Below are 17,823 nucleotides of genomic sequence, written 5' to 3' on the forward strand. Positions count from 1 at the left end.
GCAGGTCACTTGCGGGTCACTTACCCATCCCACCGGCCGTCAGCCCCTCGATGAGGGAGAGGACGTGCGCGTTGTACGACTCGACGATCGCGCGGGCCGCATCGGTGTCCCGGCGCGACAGGGCGTCGACCAGATCGGTGTGTTCGGCCCACAGGCGCCCGCGCAGATCGGGCAGCCGCCGCAGATGCTGCACCACGCACACCCAGGACTGGACGCGCAGCCGGTGCAGGAAGTCGGTGAGGTACGGATTGCCGAACACGGACCCGAGTTCGCGCCAGAAGCGCAGGTCGTAGCCGATCAGCACGGTGACCTCCCCGGCGAGGGCCGCGCGCTGCGCCTCCTCGCCGCGTCTGCGCACCCCGGCGAGGGCGGCGGCGACCCGGGGCTCGTCCGGCCGGAGATGGGCCAGGTGGCCCTCGGTCAGCGCGTGGAACATCCCGTCGGTCACCAGGGTGCGGGCCTCGAGCATGCCCCGGAAGTCGTCGACGGAGTACTCGTGGACCCGGAAGCCCCGGTGCTGGTCGGCGTCGAGCAGTCCCTGCGCCGACAGGTCGACCAGCGCCTCCCGGACGGGGGTCGCGGACACGCCGTACTGGTCGGCGATCTCCTTGACGGTGAACTCCTGCCCCGGCTGGAGCCGCCCGGCCAGCACCTCGTCACGGAGCGCGTCCGCGATCTGCTGCCGCAGGGTGCTGCGGGTCACGGCACCGCCGCCGCTGAAGCCGGGCATGGTCGGGGCGTCTCCCTCGTCGCGTTCGAGTGACGTGCACACGGATGTGTACGAGCACGCCACCTTACGCGTTCGGACGGGCCCGGGGTGTTCGAAAAGGCGCGAGGGGGAGCCCCCCTCGCGCCCTCTCGCGCCCGTTCACGCCGGTCTCCCGACGCGGTTACTCCACGTAGCCGTCCGCCACGGACAGGGCCGCGTCCAGTGCCGCCAGCCCTTCCTTCAGCTCCGCCTCGCTCGCGTTGCACGGCGGCACCACGTGCGTCCGGTTCATGTTCACGAAGGGCCAGATCCCGGCCTCCTTCGCGGCGGCGGCGAAGGCCGCCATCGGGGCGTTCGCCTCACCGGCCGCGTTGTACGGCACCAGCGGCTCCCGGGTCTCCCGGTCGCGCACCAGCTCCAGCGCCCAGAACATGCCGGTCCCGCGGACCTCGCCCACGCTCGGGTGCCGCTCCGCCAGCTCCCGCAGCCCGGGCCCGACGACGGACGCGCCGAGCGTCGCCGCGTTCTCGACGACGCCCTCCTCCGCCATCACCTCGATCGTCGCGACGGCGGCGGCGCAGGCCAGCGGGTGTCCCGAGTACGTCAGGCCGCCCGGGTACGGCCGCCTGCCGAACGTCTCGGCGATCGCCCCGGAGATCGCGACCCCGCCCAGCGGCACGTACCCGGAGTTCACGCCCTTCGCGAAGGTCATCAGGTCCGGGACGACGTCGTACAGGTCCACCGCGAACCACGTCCCGGTCCGCCCGAACCCGGCCATGACCTCGTCGAGGACGAAGACGATGCCGTACTTGTCGCAGATCTCGCGCACGCCCGCGAGGTAGCCGGCGGGCGGCGGCATGATGCCCGCCGTCCCCGGGATCGTCTCCAGGACGATCGCGGCGACGGTCGAAGGACCCTCGAAGGCGATCGTCGTCTCCAGGTGCTCCAGCGCCCGCGCGCACTCCTGCTCCTCCGTCCCGGCGTAGAAGCGGGAGCGGTACAGGAACGGCGCCCAGAAGTGCACGACCCCGGCCGTGCCGCTGTCGGAGGCCCAGCGGCGCGGGTCGCCGGTGACGTTGACCGCCTGCTGGGTGCCGCCGTGGTACGAGCGGTAGGCGGAGAGCACCTTGGGGCGGCCGGTGTGCAGCCGCGCCATGCGGACGGCGTGCTCCACGGCGTCGGCGCCGCCGTTGGTGAAGAAGATCTTGTCCAGGTCGCCCGGGGTCCGCTCGGCGATCAGCCGCGCCGCCTCCGACCGCGCCTCGACGGCGAACGCGGGCGCGAACGTCGTCATCCGCGCCGCCTGCTCCTGGATCGCGGCGACGACCTTCGGGTGCTGGTAGCCGATGTTGGTGTAGACGAGTCCGCTGGTGAAGTCGAGGTAGCGCCGGCCGTCGTAGTCCCAGAAGTACGACCCCTGCGCCCCGGCGACGGCGAGCGGGTCGATGAGCTCCTGCGCGGACCAGGAGTGGAACACATGCGCACGGTCGGCGGCCTTGACGGCGGCCCCGACCTCGGGGTTCGGCTGAGGGGTCATGGGGCCGAGGGTAGGCCGGGGCCGCGGGGCCGCGACATCGGCGGCCTGTCTGCGGTGGGGGACTTTCCGCGACAGGTTGTCGACGACGTCGATTGACAGCGAGCTGTCGTAATGACAAGATGCTGTCATCTGCTGGCGTACCCACAAGGGAGCGGTCATGACCCGCAAGCCCGTGCACCTCGCCCTCTACGACACCTTCGCCGACTGGGAGACCGGTCACGCCACCGCGCACCTCGCGCGCGCCGGCTACGAGGTGCGTACGGTCACCCCGGCCGGGGAGCCCGTCACCGGCATCGGCGGACTCCGCGTCCTGTCCGACCTCGCGCTCGACGCGCTGCGGCCCGAGGACAGCGCGCTGCTGATCCTCCCCGGCGCCGACCGCTGGGACGAGGGCGACGACCTCGCCCCCTTCGCCCGCACCGCCCGCGCCTTCCTCGACGCCGGTGTGCCCGTCGCCGCGATCTGCGGCGCCACCGCCGGGCTCGCCCGCGAGGGGCTGCTCGACGAACGGGCGCACACCAGCGCCGCCCCCTTCTACCTCGCCGCGACCGGCTACGCGGGCGGCGACCGGTACGTCGAGGCCGACGCGGTCACCGACGGCGGCCTCGTCACCGCCGGGCCGACCGAGCCCGTCGCCTTCGCCCGCGAGATCTTCCGGCTGCTCGGGGTCTACGACGAGAAGGTGACCGACGCCTGGTACCGGCTGTTCCACGACTCCGACCCCGAGGCGTACGCCGAGTACGCGAAGGCCCTGGCGCGGTGAGCCGGGAGCATCAGGACCTGCTCAGCAGGGGCGCGCTCGGCACCTTCCGGCTGAACGGCCAGTTCCTCGCCGTCGCCGAGGAGCTGGCCCGGCCCGCCGGGCTCACCGCCGCCTGGTGGCAGGTGCTCGGCGCGGTCCTCGGTGAGCCGCTGCCGGTCTCCGGGATCGCCAGGGCCATGGGCATCACCCGGCAGAGCGTGCAGCGCGTCGCCGATCTGCTGGTGGAGCGCGGACTCGCCGAGTACCGGCCCAACCCGGCCCACCGCCGTGCCAAACTCCTCGCCCCGACCGAGGAGGGACGCGCGGCGGTCAGCCGTGTCGACCCCGGCCACGCGGCCTTCGCGGAGCGGCTGGCGGAGGCGTACGGAGCGGCGTACGGGGAGGCGGAACTCGCCCGGGCGGTGGAGGCGCTGGAACGCCTGTCCACGGTGCTGGACGCACTCGGACCGCCTGTTACGGAACCGTAGAGGTCACCCGGCTCACCGGGTACCGGCCCCGCACTATTCTCGGAATGTTGCTCACGGGGGGAGGCGGTGCGGCGATGGACAAGCTCGGGCCCGGGGATCCACAGCGCATCGGGGCGTACCGGCTGCTCGCGCGGCTCGGGGCCGGCGGCATGGGGCAGGTCTACCTCGCCCGCTCCGACCGGGGACGCACCGTCGCCGTCAAGCTGGTCCGCCAGGAGCTGGCCCAGCGGGAGGAGTTCCGGTCGCGCTTCCGCCAGGAGGTGCGGGCCGCGCGGCAGGTCGGCGGTGACTGGACGGCGCCGGTCCTCGACGCGGACACGGAGGCGCCCGTGCCGTGGGTCGCCACCGGGTACGTCGCCGGGCCCAGCCTCCAGCAGGTGGTCGCACACGACCACGGGGCGCTGCCCGAGCGTTCGGTACGCATCCTCGCCGCCGGTCTCGCGCACGCGCTGAAGGACATCCACGCCGCCGGGATCATCCACCGGGACCTCAAGCCGTCCAACGTGCTCGTCACCATCGACGGTCCGCGCGTCATCGACTTCGGGATCGCGCGGGCGCTGGAGACGGTGACCGACGGCGGGCTCACCCGCACCGGCGCGCTCGTCGGCTCACCCGGCTTCATGGCACCCGAGCAGGTGCGCGGCGACCGCATCACACCGGCCTGTGACGTGTTCTGCCTCGGCTCGGTGCTCGCCCACGCCGCCACCGGAACGCTCCCGTTCGGCACCGCCCACAGCGGTGTGCACGCGCTGATGTTCCGCATCGCCCAGGAGGAACCCGACCTGGAGCGGGTGCCCGAAGGGCTCGCCGATCTCGTACGCGACTGCCTGCGCAAGGACCCGGCGGCGCGGCCCACGCTGGACGAGGTCCTGCGGCGCACCGGCGCGGACGACACCGTCGCCGACGGCCGCTCCCGCGACCCCTGGCTGCCGGGCGCCCTGGTGGCCCAGCTCGGCCGCCACGCGGTCCGCCTCCTGGACGCGGAGGACCCGGAAACCCCGATGCCCCCCACACCGGCGGGCACGCCTCCGGCCGTCTGGCCGCCGGTGCACCCGGGTGGCCCTGACCCTGCTCCCGCACCGGCGGGCACGCCTCCGGTCGTCTGGCCGCCGGTGCACCCGGGTGGCCCTGATCCTGCTTCGGTGTCGGCGGCTGCGTCTCCGGTCGTCTGGCCGCCGGTACATCCGGGCAGCCCCGACCCCGCTCCGGCGCCGGGGGCCGGGCAGCAGTTGCCGCCCGGGCCGGGCGCGTCCGGTGGGTCCGGGCAGGCCGGTACCGCCGGGGCGGACGATTCCGCGGGGCGTCCCGGCGCACCCGGAGCCGGGCAGTCGGGCGGTGCCCCCGCTCCGGCACCGGCGGGCGGACAGCAGCTGCCGCCCGGGCCGGCGCGTTCCGGCATGCCCGCTGCCGCGCAGACCGGTCCCGCCGGTACGGCCGATGCCACCGGGCAGCCCGGCGGTTCCGCCGCTCCGGCCGCGCCGGCGGCCGGACAGCCGGAGTCGCCCGGGGCGTACCCCGACGCCCCCGCCGCCGGGCACCAGGTGCCGTCCGGGGCGGCACCTCATGGCGCGCCCGTCGGGCCGGGGGTACCGCCCTGGGCGGGCCACCACGCCGGTACCCCCGAGCACGCCCGTGCCGCCGACGACTCCGCCGTGCCGCCCGCGGCCGGCACGGCGTCCCCGCCCCCGCCCGGGCAGCCGGGGGCGAATCATCCGCCCACCCTCGTGGCGGGTCAGAACACCCCCGCCCCACCCCCGGCACCGGGGCCGTACGGGCACCCTCAGCAGCCCGCGTACGGCTACCCCTACGACGGGTACGCCACCGACCGGACCCCGCCCTACGGCCCACCGCCGTTCGGGCCGGCGTCCGAGCCGCGCCGGGACGGTCGTTCCACCGTGCTGCTCGTGGTGATCGCGCTGGTCGTCGCGCTCGCCGCCGGCGGCACTGTGTACGCGCTGATGAGCGGCGAGGGCACTGGCAACCGCGCCGGCGGCGACCCCACCGCGGCCCCGTCGCCCGGCGGCGCGTCCCGAAGCACCGGTCCCACCACCCCGGAGGACACACAGCCGACCGGCACACAGGGGCCGAGCGCCTCCGCGTCCGCGGACGGGGCCGTCCCCGCCGACTACCTGGGCAGCTGGTCCACCACCATCGACAACGCGAGCGGCGAACACACCCGCAGGCTGACCCTCCAGCAGGGCGAGGTCGGTGACACGGTCATGTCCCTCGTCGCCGACGGGCCCGCCGACAGCGGCACCTACCACTGCGTCTTCGAGGCCCGCCTCACCGGCGGCTCCGGCAACCGGCTGGAACTCGGCCCGTCCTCCGTGGCGGTCGGACAGCCGCGCAGCGCCTGCACCCCGGGCTCCGCCAGCGAGATCCTCCTCCTCCCCGACGGTTCGCTCCAGCGCGTGAACACCGGGAACGGCGAACAGCTCACCTACACGCGGGACTGACGCACCGCACCGACTCCGCGTTCATCCGACGGGGTTGAACGTTCGGCGAACTCCGGCGAACGAACACCGCCGACCGCTTCGCACAGCCGTACGGTGACTGCCCGGTCGGACGTGCGGGCAGTGGCGGGGGCGGCACGATGCAGTGGCTGAGCGCGGAGAATCTGGTGGCCGTGGCGACGGCGATCCTCGGTGTCGTCGCCTCCGCCGTCATGGTCTGGTACGAGCGGCGGGTGCCGCGCCGCAAACGCATCGGGTACCGCGTGCAGCTGGACGCCCCGATCGGTGACGGCCAGCGGTCGAGCCGCACCATCCGGCGGGAGGGCTGGTTCGACACGGCGGCGGCGGGGATGACGCACGCCAGCATGGTGCTGCTGCGCATCGAGAACGACGGCTCGCAGACCATCGGCCGCGACGACTACCAGGGTCCGGGAAGCCACGGCCTGACCGTGGAGTTCACGGAGCGCACCATCCTCGGCGTCTCGGTCACCCAGCCCTCGGAGACCAGCCACCTCCTCGAGCACTTCACCCAGGAGCGCGGTTTCGGCTACCAGGACGGCATCCTGCGCCTCCCGCGCGTACCGCTGAACCGGGGCGCCTACTACAAGCTGCTGGTGCTGCTCTCCGGCGGCCGCGTGGGCGACGAGATCCAGCTGAGCGGCGACCTCAGCGAGGGCGACGTGCACCGCAACCGCAGTGCCACCCCGGACGACAAGGCCCCGCTGTTCAGCCGTGCGGCGCGACTGATCACCATCACGCTCACGCTGTGCGTGGTGGCCCTGGCGGTGATCGTCGTGGCCCAGGACGACAGCCCGCCCCCCATCGGCTGCAGGAGCGGCACCCTGACCCTCACCGGCTCGACGGCGTTCGCGCCGGTGCTGCGGGAGGTCGCGGAGAAGTACGAGCGGGACTGCGCGGACGAGGACCCGCGCATCGAGGTGGACCCGCACGGGTCGGCGGCCGGAATCCGGGACCTGGCGGCGGCCGGGGCGGACGAGGAGGGCGGCTCGCCGCCGTTGGTGGTCCTGTCGGACGGACCCAGGCCGAGCGGGCTGTCCGGACTGCGCGGGACCCAGGTGGCGGTGTCGGTGTTCGCGCTGGTGGTGAACGAGGACGTGGGGCTGCGGAACCTGTCGACGACGGACGTACGACGGTTGTACCGGGGCGAGATCGCGAACTGGAACGAGCTCGGCGGCCGGGACCTGCCGGTCCACCTCGTCAGCCGGGACGCCAACTCGGGCACGAGGCAGGTCTTCCAGCGCCGCGTGCTGGGCCGGGGCGAGATCGCCCACTCCTCCGTCGACTGCGTGCACAAGGACGACCCGACCGCCCCCGTCATCCGCTGTGAACTCGACTCCACCGAGCAGGTGCTGGAGACCGTCGCCGGCATCCCCGGCGCGATCGGCTACAGCGAACACGCCCGCGCCTCCCGGGTGAGGGGGCTGCACCGGCTGGACCTCGACGGCGAGGCCCCGTCCGTCGACGCCATCGAGCACGGGACGAGCTCCTACCCGTACCGGGAGATCGAGTACGCCTACACCTACGGGCAGCCGCCGGCGAACTCGCTGGCGTCGGGTTTCCTGACGTACCTCACGCGCGGCATCGGCCAGGAGGTGATCCGCACCCACGGCCACCTGCCGTGCTGGACCCCGGCGGGGATGGAGCTGTGCGAGCGGCCCCTGCCGTGACGAACCGGCTCAGCGCGGCTCGGGCGGACGCTGCCGCGGCATGTTGGGACGGGCCGGCCCCTGCGGGGACGGGAAGCGGCCGGGCGGGAGGGAGCCCTCCGGGCGCCCCGCGCCCGCCACCGCCGTCTGGATGCCCAGCGGCGCGCCGCCCGTGCGGAACTCCACCATCCAGTCGGCCGTCTCGACCCGTACCAGCTCGGTGACGTCCTCCGAGAACCGCCGCAGCACCGACAGGCACCGCTCGGCCGCCTCGCTCGCCGTGCCGTCCGCCGGGCCGAGCACCTCGCGCACGCACTCCGACGCCCAGTCGAACTGGAACGCCTGCAGCCGCCGCTGCACGGCCTGCGCGGTCGCCACGTCCCGCATCCAGCCGGACGTCATCCCGAAGAACCGGTCCCCGGCCACACAGGCCACCCCGAGCAGCAGCGCCAGATAACCCCAGGGCGCGGACCCGTCGGCCACCCCGGTCAGATCGAGCAGCGGCAGCGCGGCCCCGGTCAGCGCGCCCACGGCCGTCCCGGCCCGCAGCGCCCACGCGCACCACCGCTTCCACACCCGGTCCGCGAGATACCAGGCGGCCGTGTCCAGCGCGCCGCGCTCCACCCACCGGTACAGCTCGTCCAGCCGGGCCGCCGGCTCGCCCCAGTCCCCGAGCGGGAACTCCCGCCCCTCCAGGTCGCCCGGCCACAGCCCGGCCGCCTCCTCGCCCCGCCCGTCCTGAGGCCGCCCCTCGGGCTGCATCTCCGGCTGACCCACCCGGTATCTCCCTACTGACCCCTGCTGACTCCGCTTACTGTCCGTCCATGAAGCGTGACGCCACGTGCTCGCGCGCCTGACCCTTCCTACCTCCCAACGGGTGGCGGCGTCGGGGGTTCGGGCTCTTTGTCGCCCGGAAGATGGCCGTGATCAGGTATAGGGCCCCCCTCGCGACTCACTCGAAAGAGTGCCGGGGCAACGGCTCCCGTGACCACGTAGGCTCGTGCCGAACGGTAAAACCCTTACCGACGGACCGACCAAGGAGCCGAATCGTGATCCCCGGTGGTGGCCAGCCGAACATGCAGCAGCTGCTCCAGCAGGCCCAGAAGATGCAGCAGGACCTGGCCAGGGCCCAGGAGGAGCTGGCGAGGACCGAGGTCGAAGGGCAGTCGGGAGGCGGTCTGGTGAAGGCCACCGTCACCGGCTCCGGTGAGCTGCGCGGCCTCGTGATCGACCCGAAGGCGGTGGACCCGGAGGACACCGAGACCCTCGCCGACCTGATCGTCGCGGCGGTCCAGGCGGCCAACGAGAACGCACAGACCCTTCAGCAGCAGAAGCTCGGCCCGCTGGCCCAGGGGCTGGGCGGCGGCGGCATCCCCGGTCTCCCGTTCTGACCTTTCTCAGACGGCCCGCGGGCCTCTACCGTACGTACTGAAGGAACACCAGGAAGGGACGGCAGTCCGTTGTACGAAGGCGTGGTCCAGGACCTCATCGACGAGCTGGGGCGGTTGCCCGGCGTCGGTCCCAAGAGCGCGCAGCGGATCGCCTTCCACATCCTCCAGGCGGAACCGACGGACGTACGGCGTCTGGCGCACGCGCTGATGGAGGTCAAGGCGAAGGTCCGCTTCTGTGCGACCTGCGGGAACGTCGCGCAGGAGGAGCAGTGCAACATCTGCCGCGACACCCGCCGCGACCCGGCCGTCATCTGCGTCGTCGAGGAGCCCAAGGACGTCGTGGCCATCGAGCGCACCCGTGAGTTCCGGGGCCGCTACCACGTGCTGGGCGGCGCGATCAGCCCGATCGACGGGGTCGGCCCCGACGACCTGCGTATACGAGAACTTCTCGCGCGGTTGGCCGACGGTACGGTCACGGAGCTGATCCTGGCCACGGACCCGAATCTGGAGGGCGAGGCGACGGCGACGTACCTCGCCCGCATGATCAAGCCCATGGGCCTGAAGGTCACCCGCCTGGCCAGCGGCCTCCCGGTGGGCGGCGACCTGGAATACGCGGACGAGGTGACCCTCGGCCGCGCCTTCGAGGGGAGACGACTCCTAGATGTCTGATGCCACGCTGCACGCGACGGACCGGAACCCGGACGACTTCGCGGTCCAGATCGCGGACCAGATCGAGAGCTTCCTGGTCGCCGTCACGGAGGTCGCGAAGGGCGACGAGCCGGACTCGGCCGTCCCCTTCCTCCTCCTGGAGGTCTCCCAGCTCCTCCTGGCCGGCGGCCGTCTGGGCGCACACGAGGACATCGTCCCCGAGGAGCGCTACGAGCCCGACCTGGGCCCGGAGGGCGACGTGGACGAACTCCGCGAGAACCTCGCCCGGATGCTCGACCCGATCGACGTCTACTCCGAGGTCTTCGACCCCTACGAGCCCCGCAAGGCCCCGGTCCCGGCCCGTATCTCCGACGACCTCACCGACGTCATCACCGACCTCCGCCACGGCATGGCCCACTACAAGGCCGGCCGCACCACGGAGGCCCTGTGGTGGTGGCAGTTCTCCTACTTCTCCAACTGGGGCTCCACGGCGTCCGCGACCCTGCGCGCCCTCCAGTCGGTGGTCGCCCACGTCCGCCTCGACCAGCCCCTCGCCGAACTCGACGGCCTCGACACCGACCAGGGCATGGGCGACGACACCCTGGAGTTCGAGGCGGGCAAGGTCATGGCCGAGGAGATCGGCACCCCGCTGGGCGTGCGACCGGTCATGTGATGAAAAAGCGTGAGCATAGGGCAGGCGAGTGTCCATTGAGTACTCAAATGAGCGCTCAATGGACGGTGTCGGCCGGTGTGCTCACGCTTTTTTGGGATGGGTGTGTCCCTGCTGGCGTCCGCCGCGTGAGCTGACCGCCCGGTGGCCGTCCGTACCCGGTTACGCGGTGGCGGAGGACGGGGAGACCCGATGAGCCGGCAAGCAGCCGGACAGACGTCGAGAACCGGATCCGGGAGAACCGGCCCGAGGCCCCGACGCCGAGGCGTACCGAGGCCGCAACGTGAGTGTCGGGCGCTACTTGACCAGGTGAAAACCCGGATGCCGCAGCCAGGCCGCCAGGAACTCCACGTCACCGACGTGCCGGAACCACCGACCACCGCCCCCGGTGTCGTAGGAGACCTCCGCCACCCTCCCCGGCAGGGATGTCGCAAGTGCCCTCGCCCGGGTGAGGTCGTCCTCGTCGCACGTCTCATCGCGCGGGGTGGGGTAGCCCAGGACGCCGTCGAAGTCGATCAACGCGTCGAGGCGTTCGGCGAGCGCGAGTGCCAGGTGGCCGAGCATCCGGTGGTTCGCCGGGCCCGAGCAGCCGGAGCCGAGCACCAGCCCTTGTACCGGTGGCCGGGAGAAGGCCGAGTAGTCCTCGTCGTCCGCCGGTATCTCCTCGTCCTCCGACAGGAAGAACACACCGACGCCGGTGGGATCCGACGCGGGCAGACCCATGACCGAACCGTCTCGCACCCAGAAGTCCAGGTCGCTGCCGCCCTTGGTCCCGACCGGCTCGCAGAAGCCTTCCAGCCACGGGGCCACATCGGCCAGGACGTCCCCGAACTCGCGCCGTTCGAAGAGCCACAGCCCGACCACCGGTCCCGACACGCCGCCCCCGAGGATTCGTCTCCCCGTGCCGTCCGGACCCGGTTCTACCAGGTCGGGACGGCAACCGGTCGAGCACCTGTGAGACACGGCCTGGTCCGGGTCCCCCGGATCGAGCGGGGAGGGACCCACGACCTGGAGGCCGTGCGCGCGTACGCGGAGGCTCTCGGGACCGGGATCAGGGTGACGATCGAGTACGGCGACCGAACGGTGGGGCGCTGCCTGAGCGGGGTGTGGAGCAACGGGACCAGTGGTTCACCGCCCTTCGGAGCCGACGGCCCCGGCGGCACGCAGGGCGTCGAGGACGCGTGCGTGGTCCCCGGACCGTTCCGGACGCCACCCCACGTTCTTGCGCGCGCCGGTCAGCGCCCTCGCCGTGGGCTCGGCACCGCGGTCGAGCAGCAGGCGCACCGCCTCCGCCTCCCCGTACGCGGCCGCCCACTCCAGAGGTGACCGGCCCTTGAAGTCCCGGTCCTCGATGTCCGCCCCGCGGTCCAGCAGCAGCCCCATGACCCCCGTGTGCCCGAGGGACGCCGCGAGCGACAGGGGCAGTAGGGGGTCCGGACCGCCTGAGCCCCCAGGGACACCCCGGCGTCGATCAGCACCTCCACGACCGCCGCGCGGTCGGACATCACCGCCGCGATCATGGGCGTCAGCTCGTGGTACGGCCCCGCGTTCCCCCCGGTGTCGGCACCCGCGGCGAGCAGCAACCGGACCACCCCCGCGTGCCCCTCCTGCACCGCCAGGTCCAGCGCGGTCCGTCCCTCCCGGCCGATCGCGTCCACGCCGGCGCCCGCCTCCAGCAGCCGTGTCACCAGCGCCGGGTCGCCGTCCTTCGCCGCCTGCGGCAGTTCGTCCGCTCTCTCCGCGGGCTCCGTCACGGGCCGATCATGCGGCACCGGCGCCCAGCGCCGCACGTCTCCAGCCGGCGGAACAGGAACGGGCACGTTCCGCACCAGGAGCTGAGCTCGAAGGCGGGCTCCCCGTCGACCACGAGCAGCCTGCGGCCCGGCCCGCCCCCGGTCTCCCGCCGCTCCGCCTCGAAACGCAACCGCGCCTCGGACGCCGGTACGCCGAGCCTGCGCGGCCCGCCCGATTCGATCATCACGGGCCGACCGTACGGGACGCCGCGGAACCGAGGGACGGGACCGCGACGAGCGGGTGCTGGAACTGGTCGCTCCGCCGGCGCGGCGGGCCGGAAACGCCCGTGCCGAGGGCCGGTGGCACGATGCCGCCAGGAACGCGCGGGAACCTCAGGCCCGGGTCCTCGAACGTGCGGGCCGCGCCGACGAAGCCGTTCGCGTTCCCGGAGCGGACATGGCCGCAGACCGTTTCCTGGTCCAGAGCGCCCTCACCGCCTGCGCCGAACTCCTCCGGCGCCGAGGACGCATCGAGGACCTGCGTGAACTGGGCACCGGAAAGCACGCACACGCCACTCTCCGCCCCTACGCCCGGGCGCTCGAGGACAGAGGGAGAACCGGGGAGGCCGAGGCCGTCCTGCGTGAGTTCCTCGGCTCCGACGAGTACCCGGCCCCCTTCCGGTGGCCCTTGACCGAGCTACTGGCCCGCCAGGGCCGGCTCGACGACGCCGTCGAGATGGGGCGTCCCACGTTCGACCACCATGACACCTGCCTTCTCGACGGGCTGATCGGCCTCCTCCACGAGGCCCACCGACGCCGTGACGCCGCGGTCCAAGCCGCCTGCGGCCCCGGAGAACCCCCTTCCAGACGGCGCGCCGAGCCGGGGACAGCGGCGCGCATGTGACGCGGGTCGCTTTTCCGAGTGGTCCGCGTTGGGATGGGGCATGAGCCCCCTGCACGGGCGCCGGGGAGTCTCACCATGCGATATCGCGGAGGGGTTTTTCGGGCGCTCGATAGACTGAGCCGACCGCAGCGCACACATATGTGGGCGGACTGTGGAAAACGACGGACTGAGCGAGGAGCGCACGTGGGCCTTGTCGTGCAGAAGTACGGAGGCTCCTCCGTAGCCGATGCCGAGGGCATCAAGCGCGTCGCCAAGAGGATCGTGGAAGCCAAGAAGAACGGCCACCAGGTGGTCGCCGTGGTTTCCGCGATGGGCGACACGACGGACGAGCTGATCGATCTCGCCGAGCAGGTTTCCCCGATCCCTGCCGGGCGCGAGCTCGACATGCTGCTGACCGCCGGAGAGCGGATCTCCATGGCCCTGCTGGCCATGGCGATCAAAAACCTGGGCCACAACGCCCAGAGCTTCACCGGCAGCCAGGCAGGTGTCATCACCGACTCGGTCCACAACAAAGCCCGCATCATCGATGTCACGCCGGGCCGGATCAAGGCCTCGGTGGACGAGGGCAACATCGCCATCGTCGCCGGTTTCCAGGGCGTCAGCCAGGACACCAAGGACATCACCACGCTCGGCCGCGGCGGCTCCGACACCACCGCCGTCGCCCTCGCCGCCGCGCTCGACGCCGAGGTGTGCGAGATCTACACCGACGTGGACGGCGTGTTCACCGCCGACCCGCGCGTGGTGAAGAAGGCCCGGAAGATCGACTGGATCGCGTTCGAGGACATGCTCGAGCTCGCGGCCTCCGGGTCCAAGGTGCTGCTCCACCGCTGTGTGGAGTACGCCCGCCGGTACAACATCCCGATCCACGTCCGCTCGTCCTTCAGCGGACTGCAGGGCACGTGGGTCAGCAGCGAGCCGATGAAGCAAGGGGACAAGCAGGTGGAGCAGGCTCTCATCTCCGGTGTCGCGCACGACACCTCCGAGGCCAAGGTCACGGTCGTCGGCGTGCCGGACAAGCCCGGCGAGGCCGCCTCGATCTTCCGCACGATCGCCGATGCCGAGATCAACATCGACATGGTCGTGCAGAACGTGTCCGCCGCCTCCACGGGCCTGACGGACATCTCCTTCACCCTGCCGAAGACCGAGGGCCGCAAGGCCATCGACGCGCTGGAGAAGAACAAGGGCGCCATCGGCTTCGACTCCCTGCGCTACGACGACCAGATCGGCAAGATCTCCCTGGTCGGCGCCGGTATGAAGACCAACCCGGGCGTCACCGCCGACTTCTTCACGGCGCTCAGCGACGCCGGGGTGAACATCGAGCTGATCTCGACCTCCGAGATCCGCATCTCGGTCGTCACCCGCAAGGACGACGTGCCGGAGGCCGTGCGCGCCGTGCACTCCGCGTTCGGTCTCGACTCCGACAGCGACGAGGCCGTGGTCTACGGAGGCACCGGCCGCTGATGGCCGAGTCCGTACGACCCGGACGTTCCGGGCGGCCGACGCTCGCGGTCGTGGGAGCGACCGGGGCCGTCGGCACGGTCATGCTCCAGATCCTGTCCCAGCGGGCGGACGTCTGGGGCGAGATCCGACTGATCGCCTCCCCGCGCTCGGCCGGCCGCAAGCTGGCCGTGCGCGGCGAGGAGACCGAGGTCGTGGCGCTCACCGAGGAGGCCTTCGACGGGGTCGACGTCGCGATGTTCGACGTGCCCGACGAGGTCGCCGAGCGGTGGGCGCCCGTCGCCGCCGCGCGGGGCGCGGTGGTGGTCGACAACTCGGGCGCGTTCCGCATGGACCCGGACGTGCCGCTCGTCGTCCCCGAGGTCAACCCGCACGCCGTGCGGAGGCGCCCGCGCGGGATCGTCGCCAACCCGAACTGCACCACCCTGTCGATGATCGTCGCGCTGGGCGCGCTGCACGCCGAGTTCGGCCTGCGCGAGCTGGTCGTCTCGTCGTACCAGGCGGTCAGCGGCGCCGGGCACGCGGGCGTGCGGACGCTGCGCGAACAGCTGTCGCTGGTGGCCGGCACGGAGCTGGGGACCAGCCCCGGTGACGTACGGCGGGCCGTGGGGGACAACACCGGGCCGTTCCCGGAGCCGGTCGCGCTGAACGTCGTACCGTGGGCCGGATCGCTGCGGGAGGACGGCTGGTCCTCGGAGGAGATGAAGGTGCGGGACGAGTCCCGCAAGATCCTCGGTCTGCCCTCCCTGCCCGTGGCGGTCACCTGCGTACGCGTCCCGGTGGTCACCACGCACTCCCTCACCGTGCACGCCCGCTTCGAGGGCGAGGTCACCGTCGACAAGGCGCGCGAGATCCTCGCCACGGCGCCCGGAGTGGTCCTGTTCGACAACCCGGCCGCGGGGGAGTTCCCCACCCCCGCGGACGTCGTCGGCACCGATCCGACCTGGGTCGGGCGGGTACGGCGGGCTCTGGACGACCCCACCGCGCTGGAGCTCTTCGTGTGCGGGGACAACCTGCGCAAGGGAGCGGCGCTCAACACCGCGCAGATCGCCGAACTCGTGGCGGTTGAGCGGTGAAAAGTTCTGGATCGCACAGCATTCGTTTGTAGGATCTGTGTAAGTCCTGTGCGTGCCGGATTTCCGGCCCTGGCCACTTGATCAGGCAGTTCCGGCAACGGAGGATTGCGCCAGGCGTGTACGAGGATTCACCTCCCCGTCATCCGCAACCGAGCGGAGGGCGGGGAGCGTCTTTGCGGTCACCCCCTACCGGGGGCACTGGGCGCTGCTTTCCGGACGTGGGGACGTCCGGAACCGGGCGTGGGGACGCCCGTTCATATGGAATACAGGGGAAGAGCGGGACGCATGAGGGCATTTGATGTGCTGTCGGTGGTGCTGCCTGACGCGGGCGGGCGGCCGGCCGCACCGGCCGCCGCGAAAGTGACGCCCGGCGCGTACAACCCTTGCGAGGGGAAGCGTGTCCAACTGGCGTGGCTGAGGTACTCGACTTCACAGCGCCGCGCGGCACGGCCCTCCGGCCGCCCCGCCCGGCTCGCCGACCCCGCATGTCCGGCGCGTCCGGCGGCGGCATGCCGGTGATCGCGCCCATGCCCGCAGCGCGCCCCGCCCGCATTCCCGGTCAGCGTGACGGCGCCGACGACGTCGTGGCGGCCGGCACCACCGTCGACCACCTCACCGAGACCTACCGCGCGCACTACCGCTCGCTGCTGGGCCTCGCGGCGCTCCTCCTCGACGACACCGCCTCCTGCGAGGACGTCGTGCAGGAGGCGTTCATCCGCGTCCACTCCGCCCGCAAACGCGTCCGGGACCCGGAGAAGACCCTGGCCTACCTGCGTCAGACGGTCGTCAACCTGTCCCGCTCCGCGCTGCGCCGCCGCATCCTCGGCCTCAAGCTGCTCTCCAAGCCCATGCCCGACATGGCGAGCGCGGAGGAGGGCGCCTACGACCAGCTGGAGCGCGACTCCCTCATCAAGGCGATGAAGGGCCTTCAGCGCCGCCAGCGCGAGGTGCTGGTGCTGCGCTACTTCGCGGACATGACCGAGGCGCAGGTCGCCGAGACCCTCGGCATCTCGCTGGGCTCGGTGAAGGCGTACGGCTCACGCGGTATCGCGGCGCTGCGGCTGGCCATGGAGGCGCCGGCATGAGCGACGGCAAGGACGCGCGGCGCGAGGAGGACGGGCCCGAGGTCCGGGAGACCTCCCGCCCGTCCGGCGCCGCGCGGGAGTCCGAGGGCGTGCCCGCGCCCGAGGACGTACGGGAATCCGGCGACGAGCACGAACCGAAGCACACGCACGCTGGGAACGGAACTGTGAACGACGGCCTGGACGAACAGGGCTCCAAGGAGTTCGACGCGGACGAGCTGGCACTGCGCACCCTGATGCGGCAGGCGGTGCGGGAGGTGGAGCCGGGCGACGGCACCCTGGACTATCTGCGCCGGGCCGTCCCCGCCCGCCGTGCCCGCAAACGCCAGGCCCTCGTCGGCGCGGCCGCGGCCGCCCTCTTCCTCGGCACCGCGGTCCCCGCCCTCGTCCACGTCTCCGGCGTCACCGGCTCCGACGCCGACCCCTCCGCCGTCGGCCACGCCGCGCAGGCGCAGGGCGGCACCGGCCAGGGCAAGGACCCGAAGGGCGGGGAGAGCACCGCGGGCGGCACCTCGGACCAGGTCGAGGGGACCGACAAGGGCGACAAGAAGGACAAGGAGAAGGGCGGCTCGTCCACCGGCTCCAGTGCGGGTACGACGGAGGGCGCCGACCCCTCGTCCAGCACCGCGGCCGGGGTACCCGCCTGTACCGCCGCCCAGCTCGGCCCGGCGGCCGCGTCCAGCGCCGCCCCCGAATCCACGGGCGCGGTCTACGGCTCCTTCCGGGTCGTCAACGTCTCCACCGCGAGCTGTACCGTCGAGGGCGCCGGCTCCGTGAGCGCGATCCCGCAGGGCGCCGCCGACACCGCCAAGGTGGGTTCGGCGCCGCACGTGGCGGGGGACGCGGCGGCCGGGCTGCCCGACCCCTCCCTGGAGGCCGTCCGGCTGGTGCTCAAGCCGGGTGCGGCGTACGAGGTGAAGTTCGCCTGGGTGCCCTCCGAGCCCTGCACGGATCCGGGCGACAGCACCGGCGGTGGCACCGGCACCGGTGGCGGCACCGGCGGTCCCTCGCCCGATCCGGTACCGACCGACGACCCGACCACGACGACCGGGGTGTCCACGGGCACCGACAGCGGCACGGCCACCCAGCTGGTCAGGGAGGACGGCACGGTGGAGGGCAGCGTCGCGGTGACGTACACGCCGGCCACGGGTTCGGGTTCGGCCACCACGACGGTGAGCAACGCGTGCGCGGGCACGGTGTACTACACGGGGCTGCTGACGACGGTGTGACGGGGGCGGCCCTCGGGTCCGTCGTCAGGCCGCTGA

The 17,823-nt window shown here is 72.6% G+C and carries 18 protein-coding genes and 1 pseudogene; 12 read left to right on the forward strand and 7 right to left on the reverse strand.

Translation table 11 applies throughout. From position 1 onward, the window contains the following. Positions 1-16 precede the first annotated feature (16 nt). Complete coding sequence (locus tag AB0A94_RS09825) at positions 17-730, reverse strand: GntR family transcriptional regulator (RefSeq protein WP_361741532.1); 714 nt, start codon at positions 728-730, stop codon at positions 17-19. A gap of 160 nt (positions 731-890) precedes the next feature. Next, positions 891-2,246, reverse strand: coding sequence for an aspartate aminotransferase family protein (locus tag AB0A94_RS09830; protein WP_361741535.1), 1,356 nt, complete (start codon positions 2,244-2,246; stop codon positions 891-893). Between the two features lie 157 nt (positions 2,247-2,403). Between AB0A94_RS09830 and AB0A94_RS09835 the strand changes: the two genes are divergently transcribed. The 4 genes from AB0A94_RS09835 to AB0A94_RS09850 all read left to right on the forward strand — a co-directional run bounded on the left by AB0A94_RS09835 (position 2,404) and on the right by AB0A94_RS09850 (position 7,617). Next, a complete protein-coding gene (locus AB0A94_RS09835; protein ID WP_217132906.1) occupies positions 2,404-3,009 on the forward strand; it encodes a type 1 glutamine amidotransferase family protein in 606 nt (201 codons plus the stop codon). Then, on the forward strand, positions 3,006-3,476 hold the full coding sequence (locus AB0A94_RS09840) for a MarR family transcriptional regulator (protein ID WP_361741539.1): 471 nt from the start codon (positions 3,006-3,008) through the stop codon (positions 3,474-3,476). The genes AB0A94_RS09835 and AB0A94_RS09840 overlap by 4 nt, the downstream gene beginning before the upstream one ends. Positions 3,477-3,550: 74 nt before the next feature. Then, positions 3,551-5,932: a protein kinase gene (locus AB0A94_RS09845; protein ID WP_361741542.1), complete on the forward strand. Its 2,382-nt coding sequence runs from the start codon at positions 3,551-3,553 to the stop codon at positions 5,930-5,932. Positions 5,933-6,069: 137 nt separating this feature from the next. Next, the gene (locus tag AB0A94_RS09850) at positions 6,070-7,617 is read left to right on the forward strand and encodes a substrate-binding domain-containing protein (protein ID WP_361741545.1); all 1,548 of its coding nucleotides are present in this window, start codon (positions 6,070-6,072) and stop codon (positions 7,615-7,617) included. Between the two features lie 9 nt (positions 7,618-7,626). On the opposite strand, the gene AB0A94_RS09855 is transcribed toward AB0A94_RS09850, so the two are convergent. After that, a complete protein-coding gene (locus AB0A94_RS09855; RefSeq protein ID WP_361741548.1) occupies positions 7,627-8,373 on the reverse strand; it encodes an SLATT domain-containing protein in 747 nt (248 codons plus the stop codon). A 272-nt stretch (positions 8,374-8,645) separates the two neighbouring features. Between AB0A94_RS09855 and AB0A94_RS09860 the strand changes: the two genes are divergently transcribed. The 3 genes from AB0A94_RS09860 (at position 8,646) to AB0A94_RS09870 (ending at position 10,308) form a co-directional block, all read left to right on the forward strand. Then, positions 8,646-8,987 carry a YbaB/EbfC family nucleoid-associated protein gene (locus AB0A94_RS09860; RefSeq protein WP_361741550.1) on the forward strand — a complete coding sequence of 114 codons (342 nt, stop codon included), beginning with the start codon at positions 8,646-8,648 and terminating at the stop codon, positions 8,985-8,987. Between the two features lie 69 nt (positions 8,988-9,056). Further along, positions 9,057-9,656 (forward strand): recombination mediator RecR, encoded by a 600-nt coding sequence (gene recR / locus AB0A94_RS09865; RefSeq protein WP_030863096.1) that lies wholly within the window; start codon positions 9,057-9,059, stop codon positions 9,654-9,656. After that, the gene (locus AB0A94_RS09870) at positions 9,649-10,308 is read left to right on the forward strand and encodes a DUF5063 domain-containing protein (RefSeq protein WP_361741553.1); all 660 of its coding nucleotides are present in this window, start codon (positions 9,649-9,651) and stop codon (positions 10,306-10,308) included. The genes recR and AB0A94_RS09870 overlap by 8 nt, the downstream gene beginning before the upstream one ends. 294 nt (positions 10,309-10,602) lie before the next feature. Here the strand turns inward: AB0A94_RS09870 and AB0A94_RS09875 are convergent, their stop codons facing one another. The 4 genes and pseudogenes from AB0A94_RS09875 to AB0A94_RS09890 all read right to left on the reverse strand — a co-directional run bounded on the left by AB0A94_RS09875 (position 10,603) and on the right by AB0A94_RS09890 (position 12,286). Further along, a complete protein-coding gene (locus AB0A94_RS09875; RefSeq protein WP_361741556.1) occupies positions 10,603-11,181 on the reverse strand; it encodes a DUF6368 family protein in 579 nt (192 codons plus the stop codon). A 252-nt stretch (positions 11,182-11,433) separates the two neighbouring features. Further along, positions 11,434-11,730 (reverse strand): ankyrin repeat domain-containing protein, encoded by a 297-nt coding sequence (locus tag AB0A94_RS09880; RefSeq protein ID WP_361741974.1) that lies wholly within the window; start codon positions 11,728-11,730, stop codon positions 11,434-11,436. Between the two features lie 32 nt (positions 11,731-11,762). After that, positions 11,763-12,134: pseudogene (locus AB0A94_RS09885) on the reverse strand (ankyrin repeat domain-containing protein); the annotation flags it as partial. Continuing rightward, a complete protein-coding gene (locus AB0A94_RS09890; protein ID WP_361741559.1) occupies positions 12,056-12,286 on the reverse strand; it encodes a hypothetical protein in 231 nt (76 codons plus the stop codon). The gene AB0A94_RS09890 and the pseudogene AB0A94_RS09885, both read right to left, overlap by 79 nt. 209 nt (positions 12,287-12,495) lie before the next feature. Between AB0A94_RS09890 and AB0A94_RS09895 the strand changes: the two genes are divergently transcribed. The 5 genes from AB0A94_RS09895 (at position 12,496) to AB0A94_RS09915 (ending at position 17,787) form a co-directional block, all read left to right on the forward strand. Beyond that, entirely contained in the window at positions 12,496-12,942 is a 447-nt protein-coding gene (locus tag AB0A94_RS09895) for a hypothetical protein (RefSeq protein ID WP_361741562.1), read from the forward strand. A 183-nt stretch (positions 12,943-13,125) separates the two neighbouring features. Further along, the gene (locus tag AB0A94_RS09900) at positions 13,126-14,403 is read left to right on the forward strand and encodes an aspartate kinase (protein ID WP_149548150.1); all 1,278 of its coding nucleotides are present in this window, start codon (positions 13,126-13,128) and stop codon (positions 14,401-14,403) included. Further along, positions 14,403-15,476: an aspartate-semialdehyde dehydrogenase gene (locus AB0A94_RS09905; protein ID WP_361741566.1), complete on the forward strand. Its 1,074-nt coding sequence runs from the start codon at positions 14,403-14,405 to the stop codon at positions 15,474-15,476. Before AB0A94_RS09900 ends, AB0A94_RS09905 begins: the two co-directional genes overlap by 1 nt. A gap of 509 nt (positions 15,477-15,985) precedes the next feature. Continuing rightward, positions 15,986-16,561 (forward strand): SigE family RNA polymerase sigma factor, encoded by a 576-nt coding sequence (locus AB0A94_RS09910; protein ID WP_217128295.1) that lies wholly within the window; start codon positions 15,986-15,988, stop codon positions 16,559-16,561. Next, the gene (locus tag AB0A94_RS09915; protein WP_361741569.1) at positions 16,558-17,787 is read left to right on the forward strand and encodes a hypothetical protein; all 1,230 of its coding nucleotides are present in this window, start codon (positions 16,558-16,560) and stop codon (positions 17,785-17,787) included. The genes AB0A94_RS09910 and AB0A94_RS09915 overlap by 4 nt, the downstream gene beginning before the upstream one ends. Positions 17,788-17,823: the final 36 nt, after the last annotated feature.

Source organism: Streptomyces sp. NPDC044984 (assembly GCF_040646935.1).
Lineage (GTDB): Bacteria > Actinomycetota > Actinomycetes > Streptomycetales > Streptomycetaceae > Streptomyces.

Excerpts from the sequence above, each read along its gene's own strand:
- AB0A94_RS09845 (WP_361741542.1), top strand. The coding sequence starts at position 3,551 with ATGGACAAGCTCGGGCCCGGGGATCCACAGCGCATCGGGGCGTACCGG.
- AB0A94_RS09825 (WP_361741532.1), bottom strand. The coding sequence starts at position 730 with ATGCCCGGCTTCAGCGGCGGCGGTGCCGTGACCCGCAGCACCCTGCGG.
- AB0A94_RS09905 (WP_361741566.1), top strand. The coding sequence starts at position 14,403 with ATGGCCGAGTCCGTACGACCCGGACGTTCCGGGCGGCCGACGCTCGCG.
- AB0A94_RS09830 (WP_361741535.1), bottom strand. The coding sequence starts at position 2,246 with ATGACCCCTCAGCCGAACCCCGAGGTCGGGGCCGCCGTCAAGGCCGCC.
- AB0A94_RS09910 (WP_217128295.1), top strand. The coding sequence starts at position 15,986 with ATGCCGGTGATCGCGCCCATGCCCGCAGCGCGCCCCGCCCGCATTCCC.
- AB0A94_RS09835 (WP_217132906.1), top strand. The coding sequence starts at position 2,404 with ATGACCCGCAAGCCCGTGCACCTCGCCCTCTACGACACCTTCGCCGAC.
- AB0A94_RS09870 (WP_361741553.1), top strand. The coding sequence starts at position 9,649 with ATGTCTGATGCCACGCTGCACGCGACGGACCGGAACCCGGACGACTTC.
- AB0A94_RS09895 (WP_361741562.1), top strand. The coding sequence starts at position 12,496 with ATGGCCGCAGACCGTTTCCTGGTCCAGAGCGCCCTCACCGCCTGCGCC.
- AB0A94_RS09850 (WP_361741545.1), top strand. The coding sequence starts at position 6,070 with ATGCAGTGGCTGAGCGCGGAGAATCTGGTGGCCGTGGCGACGGCGATC.
- AB0A94_RS09915 (WP_361741569.1), top strand. The coding sequence starts at position 16,558 with ATGAGCGACGGCAAGGACGCGCGGCGCGAGGAGGACGGGCCCGAGGTC.